The sequence below is a fragment of the Bradyrhizobium sp. SZCCHNR1043 genome (assembly GCF_032489675.1).
Taxonomy (GTDB): domain Bacteria; phylum Pseudomonadota; class Alphaproteobacteria; order Rhizobiales; family Xanthobacteraceae; genus Bradyrhizobium.
The window spans coordinates 309,589-327,510 of sequence record NZ_JAUEYN010000010.1; the positions used below are offsets into that span (position 1 = coordinate 309,589).

The window sequence follows — 17,922 nt, forward strand, 5'->3', positions numbered from 1 at the left end:
CATACTTTGGAATTTGGCATGTCGGATCACCGCAATATCCTTTATTTCCTCCTCGGCATTCTCAGCGCGGCGATCATCGTGCTCGGCTACAATTTCTATCAGGCCAAGAAGCAGCCGGAGGGTGTCCAGATCAATATCGGGCCCAACGGCCTGAAGATCGAAGGAAAGTGATGCGTTCTCAAATCTCCTCGTTCGCGAATGTCGCAGCCCGCCCTCTCGGCGTCCTCGGTCTCTTGCTTTTGGTTGCCGCACCCGCGCAGGCGCAATATGTCGGGCGCGAGCAGGACGTCACCGATCTCCGGCTTGGCCAGCGCGTCCTGGTCGATGACGGCACCTGCCCCGCTGGCCAGGTGAAGGAGGTCTCCGGCTCCAAGATGGCCGAAACCGGTATTGTCCGCACCACGAAATGCGTGCCGCGCTTCGGGCCGAAGAAGAAGTAGCTGATCTCGTTTGATGCGGCTCTCGCCGCCGACCTCCGGCGCGTGACCTTCCGCACAGTCCCGTAGCCGCGCATCGACGATGCTCCTGCCCGTGGACAAGCGGGGACGCAGCATGTCGATGTCAGCGGTGCAGGATCACGGCTTCTTCGAACCGGCAGACCGGCCGCAGCCGGTCAAGGCCGATTTCAGCCGCTACGCCCTGCTCGGCTATCTCTCGGTGGCGCTGGTGTTCGGCGGCTTCGGCGTATGGGCCGCGTACGCCCCCCTCGATCGCGCGGCGATCGCACCGGGCACCGTGTCCGTCTCCGGCGATCACAAGGTCGTCCAGCACCGTGAGGGCGGAATCATCCGGGACATCCTGGCCAAGGAGACTCACGCCGTGCATCGCGGCGACCTGCTGTTCCGGCTGCAGCCGACCGAGGCACAGGCCAACACGGATCTCCTGCGCAAGCAGATGGATGCCGCACTCGCCGAGGAGGCGCGCCTGCTCGCCGAGCGCGGCAATGCGCGGATGATCACGTTTCCCGACGCGCTGCTCAACCGCCAGAACGTGCCGGAGGCGGCGCTTGCCATCGCCGACCAGCAGCGGCTGTTCGTCGAGCGCCGCAATGGCCTGATCAGCCAGATCAACATCCTCAACTCGCAGATCGCCCAGCAGCAGCAGGAGCTCGCCGGCCGCGACCGCCAGCGCGCCGCGCTCTCCGCGCAGCTCGCAAGCTTCGAGACGCAGATGAACAACGTGCGCCCGGCGGTCGCCGCAGGCTATTATCCGCGCAACAAGTTCCTCGAGCTGGAACGCGAGCGCGCCCGCGTCGAAGGCGATCTCGGCCAGGCGCAGGCCGACGTGGCGCGGCTGACGCAGACGGCGGCGCAGACGCGCCTGCAGATCGATCAGACGCTGCAGAAATATCTGACCGAAGTCGGCCAGCAGCTCGACGGCACCCGTGCCAAGCTGTCGGACCTGCGCGAGAAGCTCGTCATCGCCGAGGACGTGCTGCGCCGGGTCGACATCCGCGCCGAGCGCGACGGCATCGTCATGAACATGAAAGTCCACACCGTGGGCGCCGTCGTGAAGCCAGGCGATACGCTCGCCGAGATCGTCCCGGTCGGCGAAGGCGTCGACGTGATGGCGCACGTCTCGCCGCGCGACATCGAGAGCGTCGCCATCGGCCAGAGGGCCGAGGTGCGCTTCTCCAATTTCTCCTCGCGCACGACGCCGACGATCTTCGGCAAGGTCTCGAGCGTCTCGGCGGATGCGATGTCGGACGAGGCGAACAAGCAGAGCTACTACTCGGCGCGGGTCGTGATCGACTATTCGACCATCCCGCCCGAGATCGCCGAGAAGATTCTGCCGGGCATGCAGGCCGACGTCATCATCTCCACGGGAGAGCGCACCGTGCTCGAATATCTGGTCGGGCCGCTGCTCAACACGCTCGCCAAGACGTTCCGTGAGAAATGAGCCGAGAGCACCTAGGCCGACGGCACCGGTGGCGCGCCCGCGACGACAGCAAGGTCGCGGGCACGCCGCACGCCGATGGCGTCCAGCTCGCTGCCCTGCTCCGGATCGGCAAGCCTCTCACGTGTCGCTCCATCCAGATCAGCAAGGCCGGCAGCTGTCGCTACGCCCCCGGACATCGCGAGCTGCCAACCTCTGGTCTCCGCCAATTCAGCCAGACGCGCCGGCCACTCCGTCCCGAGCCCGAGCACAGCCACCTGCGATGTGCGTCCAAAGGTCAGTTGCCCGACGACGATGTCGCCAAGGTGAGCACCAATCGTCAACTCGACGGGCCGACCGATCTCCGCGGCGATCTTTTCGTTGACGCGGTCCATGACCACGTCCATGGCGCCGATCGCCTGCAGCGCATCGCGGCAGCCTTGTTCTGCTCCCTGCTCCTCACCGAAGACGGCGAGGACGCCATTGCCGAGGAAGCGGTCGATGCGCCCGGAATGGGCTTCGATCGCCCTGCCAATGGCGCCGAAGATCTCGTTCATCATGAACCCGAGGTCGGAGGGCAGCCGGTCGCGCGCAATGGTGGCAACCGGACGGACGCGGACGTGGACCAGGCATACCGCACGGCGCTCGGCGGGAAGGTGGTCGACGAGGGGCGCCCTCTCCGCTTGATCGCCGCCGAGGAGACGCGTGATCGTCAGCGGCGCCGCCGGACGAATCTGGCAGGCCAGCCGCACATTCGCCGGAGCCGCCAAGTCGGCGAGCATGACGCGCTCCGCGTGGCCGGGCGGCGCCAGCGTCTCCGCACCTTCATCAACCCGGACGCTGCAAAGACCGCAGCGGGCACGGCCGCCGCAGTCGGACCGCTGCGAGAGCTCGTTGCTGCCGATGATCTCCAGCAGCGTCGGACCGACCGCGGCCCGCACCGTCGCGCCACCCGTGAAGGCAATGACGATCTTCGGCGCCGCGAGCGACGCGACGTAGCGGAACACGATGATCGTCACGCCTGCAACGAGCAGCGCGACGACTGCGATCTGCGCCGAAATTTGCAGCAAGGCGATCCACCTCCCGTCGAGTTCGCTCGGCCAATGGGTGACCTGGCGCATCTGCTCGGCCATGCCGGGATTGCCGAGCAACGCGGCGACGGCGCGCCCGGACACCACGAAACCCATCAGCGCCGCCATCGGCACCGCGACGGCGAGGACAAACAGCAGCGGCTGGACGAGGCGGTACCAGCTCCGGAATTTCAGCCAGTGATGCAGGCCGACGCAGCCGTGGATCCAGACCAGCAGCAGCAGCGCGGTCTGAATCCAGGCCGCCTTGGGCCACATCAACGCCAGCGCATAGAGGTAGCCATCCTGAACGCCAAACAGCGCATGAGCGATGTGGGTCTCGATGACGTGCGGCAGCAACAATAGCGGGATCGCAAATCCCGTGGCGATCTGAACAAACTCCCACGAGGACAGCCGCCACGTGCCGCGCTGAACCGTCTTGACGAAAGCAAGCACGGCATGCGCGAGCAATGCCGCCGCCAGCACGATCATCCCCGGCCACGATCGGGTGACGACCAGCCGCCATTCCTGCACCTCGTCCATCGCCTCGAGGCTGAACAGACCCACCGCATGGTTGAGAAAATGCGTCGCGGCGAACGCAAACAGGACGAGGCCCGACACGAGCCGGATGTTCTGGGACGTTACGGCAGGCATGAGGTCACTGTGATTCAGGCAAGCTGCGAAATCTGAGCACGGCTGATCCATCCGGTAGCGGCTGCAACCGGCCAACTCAAGCGCTGGCAGATCAGCCTCGAGCTATGTGAGGTCAATCACGGTCGACGACGGGCGCCCCAGGCGAAGTTCTCCAGCACCATCGCAAGGGGATCCGACATGACGAGCACCACCCGAAGCCCGCTGGGAACCGCGCTCCGCGCCTGCTTTCCCGCGCTCACCGCGACCTTCGTGCTCAGCCTCTTCATCAATGCGAGCATGCTCGCCTCACCCCTCTATTCCATGCAGGTCTACGACCGCGTCCTCACCAGCCGCAATCTCGGCACGCTGGTCATGCTGACGCTCATCGTCGGTGTTTTCCTGGTGCTGTATGGCGTCCTCGAATTCGCCCGTTCCGGCGTTCTGGCCCGGGCCGGCGTGCAGTTCGAAGGCACGCTGCGCCACCCGCTGTTCGAGACGATGATGAAGGCGGAGCTGTCGCCGCGGCATCGCTTCGGCCAGCAGATCATCCGTGACGCCGAGACCATCCGCGACTGCATCTCCAGCGGCACCGCCGCCATCGCCTGCGATCTGCCGTGGACGCCGGTGTTCGTCGCGCTGTGCTTTCTGCAGCATGCCTATCTCGGCATCCTCTCGCTGCTCGGCGCGATCGTGCTGTTCTCGCTGGCGCTGCTCACCGAATTCTACACGCGCGCCAGCGTCGAGCGCACCAACGCGCTGGCCAACGAGGCCTCGCGTTTCGTCGCGGCGGCGCTGCGAAACGGCGAGGTCGTGCGCGGCCTCGGCATGGGCGACATCGTCATGGACCGCTGGAGTTGCCGTCAGTCAGCGATGGTCGAAGCCCACAGCACCCTCGTCGAGCGTGGCGCGGCGATGCATTCCGTCACCAAGTTCGCGCGCATGGCGGTGCAGACCTCGCTGCTGTGCATCGGCGCCTGGCTCGCGATCGAGCAGCAGATCTCGCCCGGCGCGATGATGGCGACCTCCATCATCATGGGCCGCGCCCTGGCCCCGGTCGAGCAGGTCGTTGGCCAGTGGAAGCGCATCATCGCATTCCGCTCCGCCTATCGCAGGCTGGAGGAGCTGTTCCAGGCCTTGCCGGTCACGGCTGCACCGACGGCGCTGCCGACGCCGCGCGGCGAGATCGACGTCGAGAACGCCGTGGTGTGGCCGCCGGCGGCTGGCCGCCCCTCGGTCAAGGGCGTCAGCTTTTCGCTCAAGGCCGGCGAGAGCCTCGCGATCGTCGGCGCCTCCGCCAGCGGCAAGTCGAGCATGGCGCGCGCCATGGCCGGGGTCTGGCCGCTGCGCGAAGGCGTGATCCGTATCGACGGTGCCGCCTACAGCCAGTGGGACCCAAACCGGCTTGGCAAGCATATCGGCTACCTGCCACAGGACATCGAACTGTTCTCAGGCACCGTCGCCGACAACATCGCCCGGCTCGCGAAGGTGGATGAGGCCGCCGTCGTCGCTGCCGCCAAGGCCGCCGGCGCGCATGAGGTCATCCTGCGCCTGCCCAACGGCTACGACACGCCGATCGGCGAAGGCGGCGTGGCGTTGTCCGGCGGCATGCGCCAGCGCGTCGGCCTGGCCCGCGCGCTATACGGCGATCCGCGGCTCTTGATCCTCGACGAGCCGAACTCGAACCTCGACGAGGACGGCGAGCGGGCGCTGGCGCAGGCCATGGCCCAGGCGAAGGCCGCCGGCCGAACCGTGATCGTCGTCACGCACCGTCCGCAGCTTCTGGCGCATGTTGACCGCATCATGGTGATGGCCTTCGGCAAGACGCTGGCATGCGGCCCGCGCGACGAGGTGATCGCCAAGATGCGCGGCCAGCGTGTCGTCGTCGCCCACGACCGGGCGACGGCCAGCGCCGCGGCCTGAACGGACCCCAATGCAGATCGCACACCGCAAGGAGCCAGCCATGATCAAGTTCACATCGCACGCACGGACACTCCAGCTGGCGCTCGCGACCGCCGTCCTGCTGCCGATGTCGGCTTCAGCGGAGACACCGATGACCGCGCGTCAGATGCTGGCCCACGCGCAAACCCAAGCTCTCAACGTCCCCGGCGACATCAAGCAGCCGGCGCCGGACAGCAGTGAAAGGATCGTCAGCGAGTCCGCCGCCTCGGGCGGTGCTTCCATCGCAGCCCCGCTTCCGGTAATCGAGCCGCCGACGCCGATCTCGGCGCCAGCATCGACGCTCACCGCATTGGCCGTGCCCGTCCCGGCACCTGAGGGGGCTTTGTTGCAATCGCGTACCAACTCACTCACGGCCGCCGCGCCCGCTGCCGAAACAGCCAAAGCGTCGAATCCAGTGCTCGCAACTCCGCCCGTGGCGGCCACCACTGAAACACGCCCTGTGGCACCGGCCGCGACGCCGCCCGCCACGGCCGCAGCTTCACCGGCCGTCGTCCCCGCAGTCGCTCCTGCTGCCGCGCCGACCCAGCCCGGTCTGACGGCCACGGCGCCCACGCAGACGACGCGGACGAAAGCGGCGACCTTGCCATCCGCCGAAAAGACTGCACTTGCGCGGCATCAGCCGACGAGTGCCGATGCGTCAGCGGCCCGCCCTGCTCCCAAGCCGCGTGCGAGATCGTCGAGGCACAGCGACGACGACGCCATCAGCACGCGGATCTCGCGCATCATGCGCCGGCCGGAGGTGCAGTCATTGATGTCGCAGTATGGCCTGGACTGACAACCAGCATCGCCGGACGATGGACGCCGATCGACGTCAGGTCCGGCGGCTGATCAGTTGGCCGGATCGAACATGCACTGCAGGGCAGGCTTCGCGATCTTGGTGAACGTAGGACCGATCTCGGCCTGCTTCGGCGCGGGCACCCAATCGGTCTCGATGGTCGGCACGCCGGTCTCACTGATGCCGCGCAGCAGCGCCTCTCGCAAGTCGGCATCCTCCACCATCGCGGCCGCATGATCATGCAGGCAGGAGCAGACAGCTTCAGGATGCGCCCACCGGTCAAGCATATGAGGCGCACATTGCCGTACGAACTCGCTGCGCAGATCGGACAATCGGGTCGTTATCCGCGCCTCGACGGAGGACCAGAAGAGGCACGACAGCACGGCAAGCGTTGCAGCACCCAGTCGAAAACGCATGGTGGACCGCTGGTATTTGTTTTTCGTCATGTCATCCACGCGGGCCCGGACGACACGATTCGCATGTCGCTGACGCCAGCATCGGTTTCATATCCGCTTCACGTTTCAAGCGGCCTGCGGCACAGGCCCAAAATGGTTTCATGGCCCCGCCGCTTCGTTTCATCGCGACCGACCCGACGACACAAAATACAATCAAAACGAGAGTGATCTAAAACCCCAAGCAGAAGAATGTTTCACTTGCCTTGGGCGAGCCAGCGCCCTCCGGGGCAGCCGTCAATTCTGCCGATGGCGAGCTTCTTAACGACCTTACGTTAACTGTGGCCGGCAGGGAGAACCTCCCAGCTCACCACGGCAACCCAGCAGCGCGCGGCGCGTTGGGAGACGACGTTGCTCCCTCAGGGTCACCATGGACAAGCGCTCGCACACACCCAAACCGAAGGTATCACGCCGCAGCTCCCTGGCTGCACCGATGGCGCAGCAGCGAACCGAGAGCTACGCCGGCTCGACGCCACAGAGCCTGGTGCGGCTGATCGGCTGCCACGATCCTGCCAAGCACAAATTGCCCGGCAAGGCTTTCGGCAGCCGATCGTCTCTTGGCAAGTCCCTTATTGAATGAAATCGCCGCACTTCTGGACCACGCCGTCGTCGGCTTTGCCCCAAGGCATGACCGGAACGGAGGAGGTCGAGTTCTTCGGCGATCCCTCGATCAGCCTGTCTGAGTAAACCATGTAGACGAGCACGTTGCGCTTGGCGTCGCAGCCGCGAACGATCTGCATCTTCTTGAAGAACAGCGACCGTCGCTGCCGGAACATGTCATCGGCCTGTTCGAGCTTGCGTTTGAACCTGATCGGGCCGATCTGCCGGCATGCGAGCGAGATGTCGGAGACCTCCTCGGCCAGGCCCAGCCAACCGGCATAGCCGCCCTTCTGCGGCACCGTGAAGTGGCAGGCGACGCCCTCTACCTCTGGATCATCAACGCCATAGGTCGCGAGCTTGTCATTCGGGCTGAGCAGTTTGAACACGGTCGACCGACGGAAGATCAGATCCGGCTCGTCTGCGGCGTATGCTGAGATCACAGGCGAGGACAATCCGATAAGCAGTAGGCAAACGAGGGTTTTCAGCCACAGATCAAACCGTTTGGTGGCTCTGAACGACATGTCGGTCTCCGTTATACCGCCGATGCTCGGCATACCGCCCATGTAGGGACACAAATGCCTGCAAGGAAGGCGCTCCAGCCCCTGACCTTCCACTACCCCGTTTAACGGGATGTGAGGCTTTTCTGCTACGATTGGAACGAAATCACGCAGGGCAGAAGCCCAAGCTGGTGAACGCAGACTCCGTCTGCGACACTAAAGACCAGATGGTTCTTGAGGATTTGCCGGAATGCTCTGCGTTCGTGCAGCCGCCAGGGGGCGGTTCTATTGTGCAGCAATCGTTTCAGTCCCGCTTGCCATAGCAGTGACCTCACAGGCTGGCGCAGCGTCTTATTACTACTGGAACGACGCGCAGCCCATCACCATTGCTCCGACCGTACGCCCGGCCGCTCCGCGCAAGCCCAAGGCGCGCCACCTTGAGACGCTGACCAAGACCGAGAAGGAGGCTGCCAAGCCGCAAGCGCCGCTCACGATCGCGGTGTCGATCAACAAGCAGCAGCTGAAGGTCTACGACGCAAACGGCCTGTTCGCGGAAGCACCCGTCTCGACCGGCATGAAGGGGCATTCCACGCCGATGGGCGTGTTCAGCGTCATTCAGAAGCAGAGATACCATCGCTCCAACATCTACAGCGGCGCCCCGATGCCGTTCATGCAGCGCATCACCTGGTCCGGCGTCGCGCTCCACGCGGGCGTGCTGCCGGGCTACCCGGCGTCGCATGGCTGCATCCGCATGCCGGCAAGCTTTGCAGCCCGCATCTATGGCTGGACGCGGATGGGATCCCGGGTCCTGGTCACGCCGAGCGAGGTGGCTCCTGCGAGTTTCTCGCATCCGATGCTCGCTGCACTGAAGGCGCCGCAGCCGAGCGCATCGGTGCAACCCAATGCGACTGCGCCCGCAGCGATCAAGTCGGACAAGGGCACCGCCATCACCACCGCGATCACAGTCGCGACGACGGATCTGCGCGCCACGATCGGTCATGCCGAGAGCCCCCGCTTCGAAGGATCGCCAACCGCGTCGGGCCAGGTGCGGACCGCCGATGCCACCAACGCCAATGGGCTGCCACCGAAGATCTCGGACGCTTCGCCAAGCGCCGAACCACCGCGTTCACCCGCGGCGGAGGTTCGGAGCGATGCTGCCGATCTGAAGCCCAGTGTCGCCGAGACCATGATTGAGCACGCGACCGCCGACGCAGAGGCCAAGCCAGGCGCCCCGGCCGGGGTCAGGATCGAGCAGCAGGACGAGGCCAAGTCTGCCCCCAGCGAAGTCGCTCCGGCGAGGCAGCCCACGACTGCTGCGCAGGTGGCCGCTCCGGCTATCGAGAGGCCGGCTGCGGCGTCGGCGAATGCCGAAGCCACCGGTTCAACCGAGCTCAAGCCTGCTGATTCCAAGTCGGCTGAGTCCAAGCCTGCCGACGCCGCGATCGCGGACCAGCCTGCGCCGCCGCCCACACCGGCGGCAGAGGCACCGGCGAAGCCAGTCGACCCCAACGATCTCGCCAAGGATCAGTCGCGTGTTGCCGCACCGGACAAGCCGATTGCGCCCAAGCCCGAGTTGAAGCGCAACAGCCAGATCGCGATATTCATCAGCCGCAAGGATTCGAAGCTGTACGTGCGGCAGAACTTCGCTCCGGTGTTCAACACCCCCGTCACCATCGCACCGGGCGACAAGCCGCTCGGCACCCACGTGTTCACCGCGACGGCTGACAAGGCCGATCCGGCGACGATGCGCTGGTCGGTCGTCTCGCTGCCCTCCTCGGCGCGGAGCGCCGCGGCGACCGATGTCGCGGCCAAGGCGGCCCGGCGCGGTAAGAGGTCCGCGGGCGCCGATGCCGAGCTGAAACAGGTCGTTCCGCTGAGCAGCGCAGCCGAGGCGCTCGATCGCATCACCATTCCCGCCGACGTCATGGCGTGGCTCGGCGAAGCCCTGTCGACCGGAAGTTCGCTGATCGTCTCCGATCAAGGCATCAACCAGGGCGAAACCGGCGAGGGCACGGAGTTCATCCTTTCGCTGCGCTGACGACCGACGACGTCCCTCTTTCCGCCCCACGGCAGGGGTATCCCGTGCCGGAACGCAGTCTGATCCAGCGCCACGTCGCGGCCGTTCAAGCAGCGGCCGGTCGAGCGCGGGCACATTCATGCTGACGGGGCTGGCTCTGCTCAGGGAGATTCACAATGATCGATCGCAGGATGGTTGTTCTCGGCATCGGCGCCTCGTTGTCGGGCGCGACGCTCACGTCGCAGGCCGCTCATGCCGACAATGCGGTGAGCAAGATGACCGCCTATCGCTTCTCCTTCCCCGCGCTGGCCGGTGAGCCGATCCGGCTCGCCGATTTCGCGGGCAAGCCGGTGCTGGTGGTCAACACGGCCTCCCAGTGCGGCTACACCCCGCAATACACCGGCCTCCAGAAGCTGTGGAGCGAGTTCCATGAGCGCGGGCTGACGATCGTCGCCGTGCCCTCCAACGACTTCAACCAGGAGCCCGGGATCGCGGGCGACATCGCCGAGCTGGCCAACAAGGAGTACGGCGTCACCTTCCCGATGACCGCAAAAGCGGTGGTCACCGGTTCCAACGCCCACCCATTCTACCGCTGGGCCGCCGAGGCGCGGCCCAAGGAAACGCCGCGCTGGAACTTTCACAAATATCTGATCGGCCGTGACGGCTACATCGCCGACGTTTTCGCCTCCTCGGTCGAGCCGACGGATACGCGGGTCAAGACCGCGGTCGCCCGGCTGCTGGCGGACGGCTGAGCAACACTCGGCAGGAATGCGGCGGAAGCCGGCAACTTCCCCCGTGTTTTTGCCTCGTTTCCTTTTGGCGCCCATCCGGCAGCTGGGCTAGTATCCCCAACCGGATAACGGAGCGACTCTCGACGCTGGCGCTCCCGTTGCAACAACCCCGAGGAAACACGATGCGGATTGCAGCAGGATTGGTGTTCGCGAGTTCTTTGGCGGCTTCGCTGTTGACGTCTGGCGCGGCCTGGTCGCAGGCGCAGCGCACGGCGGCGGCGCCGACCCCGGCTGCTGCTGGTCCCGCACCGGCCCCTGTTCCCGCCGTGGCCGCCCAGACGCAGCCGCCGCGCGCACCCTGCATGAACCCCGAGGCGCTCGGCGTCGGCCGCACCGTCGAGATCGACACGACAGGCGGTCCGGGATTCGGCTTCGAGCACTTCAAGGACCTCGACTTCCTCAAGGATCATGAAGTGGTCCTGACGTTCGACGACGGCCCATGGCCGGAGAACACGCCCAGCGTGCTCAAGGCGCTCGCCGACCAGTGCACCACCGGCATCTTCTTCATCATCGGCAAGCATGCGACCTATTATCCGGAAATCCTGAAGCAGGTTTACAATGCCGGCCACACGGTCGGCACGCACACCTGGTCGCACGCGGCGCTGACGAACAAGAAGCTGACCGAGGATCAACGCAAGGAAGAGATCGAGCTCGGCATCAGCGCAGTGAAATGGGCGCTCGGCGGCAATTCGCCGGCGCCGTTCTTCCGCTTCCCGGCATTGCAGCATCCGCCGGAGATCGTAACCTATCTCGGCACCCGCAACATCGGCATCTTCTCCTGCGATCTCGACTCGTTCGACTTCAAGGCGCGCAATGCGCAGGCGGTGATCGACGTCACCTTCAAGAAGCTCGACAAGCTCGGCAAGGGCATCATCCTGATGCACGACTTCCACAAGCACACCGCCGAGGCCCTGCCCGAGCTGCTGCGCCGCCTGAAGGCCGGCGGCTACAAGGTGGTCGCGATGCGCGCCAAGGCGCCGGTGCAGTCGCTGCCGCAGTATGACGAGCAGCTCAGCAAGGTCGCGAAGCTGCCGACGGTGAGCCAACGGCCGGTCTCGAGCGTTGTGACGACAGTGTCCGAATGAGACAGGATTCCTTTCGTCAGTGACCAAGCTTCGTCTCGAAGGTTACGTGATCGTGTCGGCCGACGGGATGTTGGCCGACGCGAGCAATGCGATGCCGCCCGCCCTGAAATTTCCCGGCGACGCCGCATTCTTTTCCCAGGCCCTCGATGGCGCCGATCTGATCGTCCACGGCCGCAACTCCTATGAGGACCAGCCGAATTCGCCGAAGCGCCGGCGCATCGTCGTGACCGGCAAGGTCGCGGGGCTGGCGCCGGATCCGGAAAAGCCGCTCTCCACCCTTTGGAATCCGGCGGGTGCCTCGTTCGAAGCCGCCTGTGAAGCCGCGGGCGTCGGCTCTGGCACGGTGGCGGTGATCGGCGGCCCCGTCGTGTTCGAGATGTTCATGGACCGCTACGAGACCTTCTTCCTGTCACTGGCGCCCCACGTCTCCCTGCCCAGCGGCGTGCCGTGCTTTCCCGGCGTCGGTCCCGACCGTTCGCCGCAGCAGGTGCTGACGGCCCACGGCTACACGCCCGCCAATCAGCTGATGCTCGATCCCGCCCACGACGTCAGCGTGACCGCCTGGAAACGCACCGCTTAGAGCTCCCTCTAGATGTCTCCATACGCGCTCTGCTCCGGCGCTTTCGGGCCCTTGCCGTAGCCGAGGATCATGAACAGCGCGCCGATGATCGACAGGTTCTTCAGCGCGTCGATCAGGGTCTTGGCGTTGTCGGGCGGGGCCTGGTTCCAGAAGTCATGGAAGTAGAAGATGGTCGCGCCGACGAACACGATCATCAGAGCCGCGAAGAAACGCCCGAGAAAATTGAGCGCGATCATCACGCCGGCGAGCACCTCGAACGCACCGGCCGCGATCGCCAGGATCTGCGGCATCGGCATCTTGGCGGCGGCCTCGAGCTGCGCCGCATAGGGCGCGAGCATCGTGGGAATCGTGACCTTGGCGGCGATGAGATCGGCGGTGGCGGGAATGCCGAACAGCTTGGTCGCGCCCGTGTAGATGAAGATCACGGCGAACAGAACGCGCCCGAATGTAATGAAACCCGGCATTCTCGCCCTCACGGATCAACTTCAAACGATGTGTCGTCGGCCCACCGGGCCGGATATGTGACGTCGCGAACGCTTTTCAACAATAAAGGCGGGCGGAATACGACCGAAACCGGACGAATTCCGCCACACTTCGATCACGCCAACAACGTCACGCAAACAGCGTCGGCTGCGCCCTCCCCGCCCGTTCCTGGGCTTCGACCGCGGCCACCGCCGTCATGTTGAGAATGCCGCGCGCCGTCACCGACGGCGTCAGGATGTGCGCCGGGCGCGCCGGGCCGATCAGGATCGGCCCCACCGGGACCGCATCCGCCAGCACCTTGATCATTTGATAGGCGACGTTGGCGGCGTCGAGATTCGGCATGATCAGGACATTGGCCGAGCCTTCGAGATCCGAATGCGGCAGGATCGCCTTGCGCGCAGTCGCCGACAGCGCGGTGTCGCCCTGCATCTCGCCGTCGGCCTCGAGGTCGGGACGATGCTGCTTCAGCAATGCCGTCGCCTGCCGCATCTTGCGCGAGGACTCGGTGTCGTAGCCACCGAAATCGGAATGCGAGACGAAGGCAATCTTCGGCTTGATGTTGAATCGCGTGACGTGGTTGGCCGCGAGCGACGCCATCTCGGCGAGCTCTTCGGCCGTGGGATCCGGCCGCACCTGGGTATCGCCGATGAAATAGGCGCCCTTGCTGGTGATGGTGAGCGCCAGCGCCGCGTAGTCGCTGACCCCCGGCATGAAGCCGATGATCTCACGGACGTGGCGCAGATGGCTCATGTAGCGCCCTTCGACGCCGCAGATCATCGCATCCGCCTCGCCCCTGACGACGGCGAGCGCCGCGATCACGGTGGCGTTGGTGCGCACCACCGTGCGCGCCGCATCCGGCGTCACGCCGCGCCGTCCCGCGACCTCGATGTAGCTCTGCACATAGGAGCGGTAGCGCGGATCGTCCTCGGGGTTGACGAGGTCGAAATCACGCCCGGCCTTGATCGACAGGCCGAAGCGCTTGATGCGGGCCTCGACCACGCTGGGACGACCGACCAGGATCGGCCGCGCCAGCTTCTCCTCCAGCACGACCTGGGTGGCGCGCAGCACACGCTCGTCCTCGCCCTCGGCATAGATCACGCGGACCGGCTGCGTCTTCGCCTTGGCGAACACCGGCTTCATGACCAGGCCAGAGCGGAACGCAAAACGTTCCAGCAGCGCGGTGTACTCGTCGAAATTGGTGATCGGCCGCGTCGCGACGCCGGACTCCATCGCCGCCTTCGCCACCGCCGGCGCAATGCGCAGGATCAGGCGCGGATCGAATGGCGAGGGGATCAGCGAACCCGGACCAAAACCCTGCGTCTCGCCGGTGTCGAAGCCGCGGCTGACCGCGTCCGACGGCGGGTCCTGGGCAAGCTGCGCGATCGCGTCGACCGCCGCCTGCTTCATCGCCTCGTTGATGGCGGTGGCGCCGACGTCGAGCGCGCCGCGGAAGATGAACGGGAAGCAGAGAACGTTGTTGACTTGGTTCGGGAAGTCCGAGCGCCCGGTGCAGATCATCGCGTCCGGCCGCGCCGCGCGCGCCTCCTCCGGCATGATCTCCGGGTTGGGATTGGCCAGCGCCATGATCAGCGGTTTCTCGGCCATCTGCTTGAGCAGCTCCGGCTTCAGCACGCCGCCGGCGGACAGCCCGAGGAAGATATCCGCGCCGCCGATCACCTCGGCCAGGGTCCGCTTGTCGGTCTTCTGCGCATAGACCGCCTTCCAGGGGTCCATCAGCGTGTTGCGGCCCTCATGGACGACGCCGTCGATGTCGCAGACCCAGATGTTCTTGCGCTGCGCACCCATCGAGACCAGCAGATTGAGGCAGGCGATCGCGGCGGCGCCGGCGCCCGACGTCACGATCTTGACCTCGGAGAGCTGCTTGCCGGCCAGCGACAGCGCATTCTTGATCGCGGCGCCGACGATGATCGCGGTGCCGTGCTGGTCGTCATGGAAGACCGGGATCTTCATGCGCTCCTTGAGCCGCGCCTCGATCTCGAAGCACTCCGGTCCCTTGATGTCCTCGAGGTTGATGCCGCCGAAGGTGGGCTCCAGTGCCGCGACCGTCTCGACCACCCGATCGATCGTGTCGGCCGCGATCTCGATGTCGAACACGTCGATGCCGGCGAATTTCTTGAACAGGACCGCCTTGCCCTCCATCACCGGCTTGGACGCCAGCGGGCCAATATTGCCGAGGCCGAGCACGGCGGTACCGTTGGAGACGACGGCGACCAGGTTGGCGCGCGCAGTCAGCGTGGCGGCCTCGGCCGGGCTGTTGGCGATCTCGGTGCAGGCGGCGGCAACGCCCGGCGAATAGGCCAGCGCCAGGTCGCGCTGGTTGGCGAGCGGCTTGGTAGCCTGGATCTCCAGCTTGCCCGGCCGTGGCAGCCGGTGATAGGCCAGGGCTGCGGAACGAAGATCTTCAGAATAGGACGACGACATACGTGCTCCAGCGTTTCCGACCCGGATTTTTGGTCTCTTGAGTCTCGGTCAGACGTCGGTTTTTCCGGCCGGTGGAAGTGCATGTGATGCACGTTGGGCGGCTTTCATGCAACATCCGAAACCATGTTCGCCGGCATCCCGGGCCAGCGATTCCCCAGTTCGCAGAAGCACATCCCTACTCCATCGATTTCATTGAGACCATCATCACTTGCTGCCTAAGCCTTGGGCGGAGCACATCAAATGACCCGTATCCTGATCGGAATTCTCACGGCTGTTGCGCTGGCCGTCGCCGGCTTCGTCGGCGTGCCCTGGTACGCCCAGAGCCGCGCCGAGCGCGAGGTCGAGGCCGGCTTTGCCCAGATCCGGCAAAGCGGCGCCACGGCGACCCATGGCAAGGTCGCCTTCGACCTGTGGAGCCGCAAGTTGACCATCGCCGACGTCAAGCTCGAATCGGCCGCCCAGCCGCCGGCCAGCGTCACGCTCGGCACCATCACCGCGACCGGGCTGAGCCAGCCTGATTCCGAGCATGTCACGGCCGCCAGCATCGAGATCAGCGACATCGCCATGGCCGGCCAGATCCCCGGCCCGTCGCCGCTCCGGCTGAGCTACAAGCTGCCGCAACTGCTGGTGAAGGATTATGCCGGCCCGGCGCGGTTCGCCGCGCTCCCGGCCGGCGCCGGCATGCTCGAGACCTCCCGCGCGCTCGCCCAACAGCTCGCCACCATCAGCGCCACCTCGGCCACGGTGCCGCGGGTCACCGGCACGATGGAAGGCGGCCCCTCGGTCGGGCCGACCGAGTTCGGCTATTCCGGGCTGGTGGTGGACGACATCAAGGGCGGCCGCATCGGCAACTACAAGATCCAGGAGGTCACCTTCAGCACCGCGGCGCAACCGCCGAACGGCAAGGTCGAGACGGTGCGCGGCCGCATGCTCGACGTCGTGACCAAGGACATCGACGTCAACGCCATCGTCGCTCTGCTCGCGCCCGAGTCCGCCACCGACGATCGTGTCGTCCGCCTGAGCGGCGTCGCCGGGGCAGGCCTCTACGAGATCACGTCCGATCTCGGCATGCGCATGCACATCGACAGCCTCACGATGGACCAGTTCGGCGTGCGGCCGTCGCGCATCCAACTGCCGGCGCTGGTCGCCGCCTTGACGCCGACCTCGCCGCGAACGAGCGCCATGACGCCGGACCTCATCGACAAGGTGGCCAGCATCTATGACGGCGTCCTGTTCAAGAACGTCGAGGTCCGAGGCCTCGCGGTCGAGACTCCCGACGGCCCGGTCAAGGTCGCGCTGACGCGGTTCGACCTCGACGACGGCAAGGGCGACGTCGCGTTCGAGGGCTTCGACGGCCGAACCCCGAACGGACCGGTCAAGCTCGGCCGCTTCGCCGTGAAGCGCTTCGACATGGGCGGCCTGCTGCGCCACACCGCCAAATTCGCCGTACCGGGAGCCAAGCCCGGTCCGGCCGAAGCCCTGGCGCTGTTCAAGCTGATCGGCGGCATCGAGCTGAAGGCGCTGACGACGTCCTACAAGGCGAGCACCAAGCCGGTCCAGATCGACAATTTCAGCCTCGACTGGGGCCAGTTCGTCGGTCCCATCCCGACCCAGGCACACCTGGTCGCCAAGATGGCCGGACCGCTCGATGCGTCCAATCCGGCCTTGCTGCCGCTTCTGGTCGCCGGCATCGACACCGCCGCTTTCGACGCCGATCTCGGCCTCGGCTGGACCGAGAGCTCGGGCGCGTTCGCGCTTCAACCGTTCAAGCTCGAGGTCAGCAACCTCATCGCAGCCTCGGCCAGCATGTCGCTGTCGCAGGTGCCGCGCGACGTGTTCACGATCGATCTGCAGCAGGCGACGACGGCCGCGGCGCAGATCGAGGCCAGCGGGCTGGAATTGACCCTGCGCGATCTCGGCGCAGTCGACGTGCTCGTCGCCAATTATGCGCGCGGTCATGCGATCACGCGGGACGCCGCGCGCAAGGCGCTGGTCGACAGCATCAAGGCGATCGGCGCGCAGGTCGCGGCCGACAACGTCGATGTCGCCGGTGCCGTCGATGCCATCAGCCGCTTCGTCGAGCGGCCGCACCAGACCTTCACGCTGAAGCTCTCGCCGCGCGCCAAGGTCCCGGCCCTGCAGCTCGCCCAGCTCATCGCCATCGACCCGCCGAGCGCGCTGGCGCAGTTCAAGATCGAGGCGCAGACCGCGCCGTAACTTGAGCCGTGACGTGGAAGGAGGAGCGAGTACCCGCCTCTCTCCTCCGTCATTCCGGGGCACGCGCAGCGCGAGCTCGGAGTCCATAGTCCCGACTCTGCGCGAGGATCGAGACGCCTGAACGCACGACATTCTTCACCAACTACTGTTCGGGAGTATGGATTCCGGGCTCGCGCTGCGCGCGCCCCGGAACGACGACGGAGGGATTCCGCATGGGCTGACATCGGCGCCGACGGTGAGGACCGCGCGGGACCCATGACGTCCGCTCTCACCATGTCGTCGATTCATGCGCATGAACTCAACCCGCGCCTCCACGATCTCGCGGCTTTCTCCGCCCGAGTTCGTCCGGTCGTTCGGCCCTCTCTCATTCGAAGAGGGCGCAGGGAATGCCGGGTGAAGGCCTCACCCATGGCCCGCCTGCGAAAAAAATGCAGGCGGCAGGTACCACA

The 17,922-nt window shown here is 65.9% G+C and carries 16 protein-coding genes; 11 read left to right on the plus strand and 5 right to left on the minus strand.

Going from position 1 to position 17,922, the window contains the following annotated elements:
* Positions 1-18 precede the first annotated feature (18 nt).
* The 3 genes from QX039_RS19600 (at position 19) to QX039_RS19610 (ending at position 1,899) form a co-directional block, all read left to right on the plus strand.
* The gene (locus QX039_RS19600; protein ID WP_315712328.1) at positions 19-171 is read left to right on the plus strand and encodes a hypothetical protein; all 153 of its coding nucleotides are present in this window, start codon (positions 19-21) and stop codon (positions 169-171) included.
* The gene (locus tag QX039_RS19605; protein WP_315772245.1) at positions 171-440 is read left to right on the plus strand and encodes a DUF6719 family protein; all 270 of its coding nucleotides are present in this window, start codon (positions 171-173) and stop codon (positions 438-440) included. The genes QX039_RS19600 and QX039_RS19605 overlap by 1 nt, the downstream gene beginning before the upstream one ends.
* A 112-nt stretch (positions 441-552) precedes the next feature.
* Entirely contained in the window at positions 553-1,899 is a 1,347-nt protein-coding gene (locus QX039_RS19610; protein ID WP_315741120.1) for an HlyD family type I secretion periplasmic adaptor subunit, read from the plus strand.
* A gap of 11 nt (positions 1,900-1,910) precedes the next feature.
* On the opposite strand, the gene QX039_RS19615 is transcribed toward QX039_RS19610, so the two are convergent.
* The gene (locus QX039_RS19615; protein WP_315772246.1) at positions 1,911-3,596 is read right to left on the minus strand and encodes an adenylate/guanylate cyclase domain-containing protein; all 1,686 of its coding nucleotides are present in this window, start codon (positions 3,594-3,596) and stop codon (positions 1,911-1,913) included.
* A gap of 177 nt (positions 3,597-3,773) precedes the next feature.
* Between QX039_RS19615 and QX039_RS19620 the strand changes: the two genes are divergently transcribed.
* Together QX039_RS19620 and QX039_RS19625 are read left to right on the plus strand one after the other, a co-directional pair.
* Entirely contained in the window at positions 3,774-5,495 is a 1,722-nt protein-coding gene (locus QX039_RS19620; RefSeq protein WP_315772247.1) for a type I secretion system permease/ATPase, read from the plus strand.
* Between the two features lie 40 nt (positions 5,496-5,535).
* Complete coding sequence (locus QX039_RS19625; protein WP_315772249.1) at positions 5,536-6,309, plus strand: hypothetical protein; 774 nt, start codon at positions 5,536-5,538, stop codon at positions 6,307-6,309.
* A gap of 53 nt (positions 6,310-6,362) precedes the next feature.
* On the opposite strand, the gene QX039_RS19630 is transcribed toward QX039_RS19625, so the two are convergent.
* A complete protein-coding gene (locus QX039_RS19630) occupies positions 6,363-6,725 on the minus strand; it encodes a hypothetical protein (protein WP_315772260.1) in 363 nt (120 codons plus the stop codon).
* 406 nt (positions 6,726-7,131) lie between these two features.
* On the opposite strand from QX039_RS19630, the gene QX039_RS19635 reads away from it, so the two are divergent.
* Positions 7,132-7,341: a hypothetical protein gene (locus QX039_RS19635; protein WP_315772251.1), complete on the plus strand. Its 210-nt coding sequence runs from the start codon at positions 7,132-7,134 to the stop codon at positions 7,339-7,341.
* On the opposite strand, the gene QX039_RS19640 is transcribed toward QX039_RS19635, so the two are convergent.
* Positions 7,331-7,882 carry a CreA family protein gene (locus QX039_RS19640; RefSeq protein ID WP_315741115.1) on the minus strand — a complete coding sequence of 184 codons (552 nt, stop codon included), beginning with the start codon at positions 7,880-7,882 and terminating at the stop codon, positions 7,331-7,333. The two genes, QX039_RS19635 and QX039_RS19640, sit on opposite strands and share 11 nt — an antisense overlap.
* A gap of 226 nt (positions 7,883-8,108) precedes the next feature.
* Between QX039_RS19640 and QX039_RS19645 the strand changes: the two genes are divergently transcribed.
* From QX039_RS19645 to QX039_RS19660, 4 genes are all read left to right on the plus strand, one after another.
* Positions 8,109-9,896 carry a L,D-transpeptidase gene (locus QX039_RS19645; RefSeq protein ID WP_315772253.1) on the plus strand — a complete coding sequence of 596 codons (1,788 nt, stop codon included), beginning with the start codon at positions 8,109-8,111 and terminating at the stop codon, positions 9,894-9,896.
* 155 nt (positions 9,897-10,051) lie between these two features.
* Positions 10,052-10,627 carry a glutathione peroxidase gene (locus QX039_RS19650; protein WP_315741113.1) on the plus strand — a complete coding sequence of 192 codons (576 nt, stop codon included), beginning with the start codon at positions 10,052-10,054 and terminating at the stop codon, positions 10,625-10,627.
* Between the two features lie 161 nt (positions 10,628-10,788).
* Complete coding sequence (locus QX039_RS19655; RefSeq protein ID WP_315741112.1) at positions 10,789-11,751, plus strand: polysaccharide deacetylase family protein; 963 nt, start codon at positions 10,789-10,791, stop codon at positions 11,749-11,751.
* A gap of 19 nt (positions 11,752-11,770) precedes the next feature.
* Positions 11,771-12,331, plus strand: a complete 561-nt coding sequence (locus tag QX039_RS19660) for a dihydrofolate reductase (protein ID WP_315741111.1) — start codon at positions 11,771-11,773, stop codon at positions 12,329-12,331.
* 8 nt (positions 12,332-12,339) lie between these two features.
* Here the strand turns inward: QX039_RS19660 and QX039_RS19665 are convergent, their stop codons facing one another.
* Both QX039_RS19665 and QX039_RS19670 read right to left on the minus strand, forming a co-directional pair.
* Entirely contained in the window at positions 12,340-12,795 is a 456-nt protein-coding gene (locus QX039_RS19665) for a DoxX family protein (RefSeq protein WP_315741110.1), read from the minus strand.
* A 148-nt stretch (positions 12,796-12,943) separates the two neighbouring features.
* Positions 12,944-15,256 carry an NADP-dependent malic enzyme gene (locus tag QX039_RS19670; RefSeq protein ID WP_315741109.1) on the minus strand — a complete coding sequence of 771 codons (2,313 nt, stop codon included), beginning with the start codon at positions 15,254-15,256 and terminating at the stop codon, positions 12,944-12,946.
* 240 nt (positions 15,257-15,496) lie between these two features.
* On the opposite strand from QX039_RS19670, the gene QX039_RS19675 reads away from it, so the two are divergent.
* Complete coding sequence (locus QX039_RS19675; protein ID WP_315741108.1) at positions 15,497-17,473, plus strand: hypothetical protein; 1,977 nt, start codon at positions 15,497-15,499, stop codon at positions 17,471-17,473.
* The last annotated feature ends 449 nt before the right edge of the window (positions 17,474-17,922 follow it).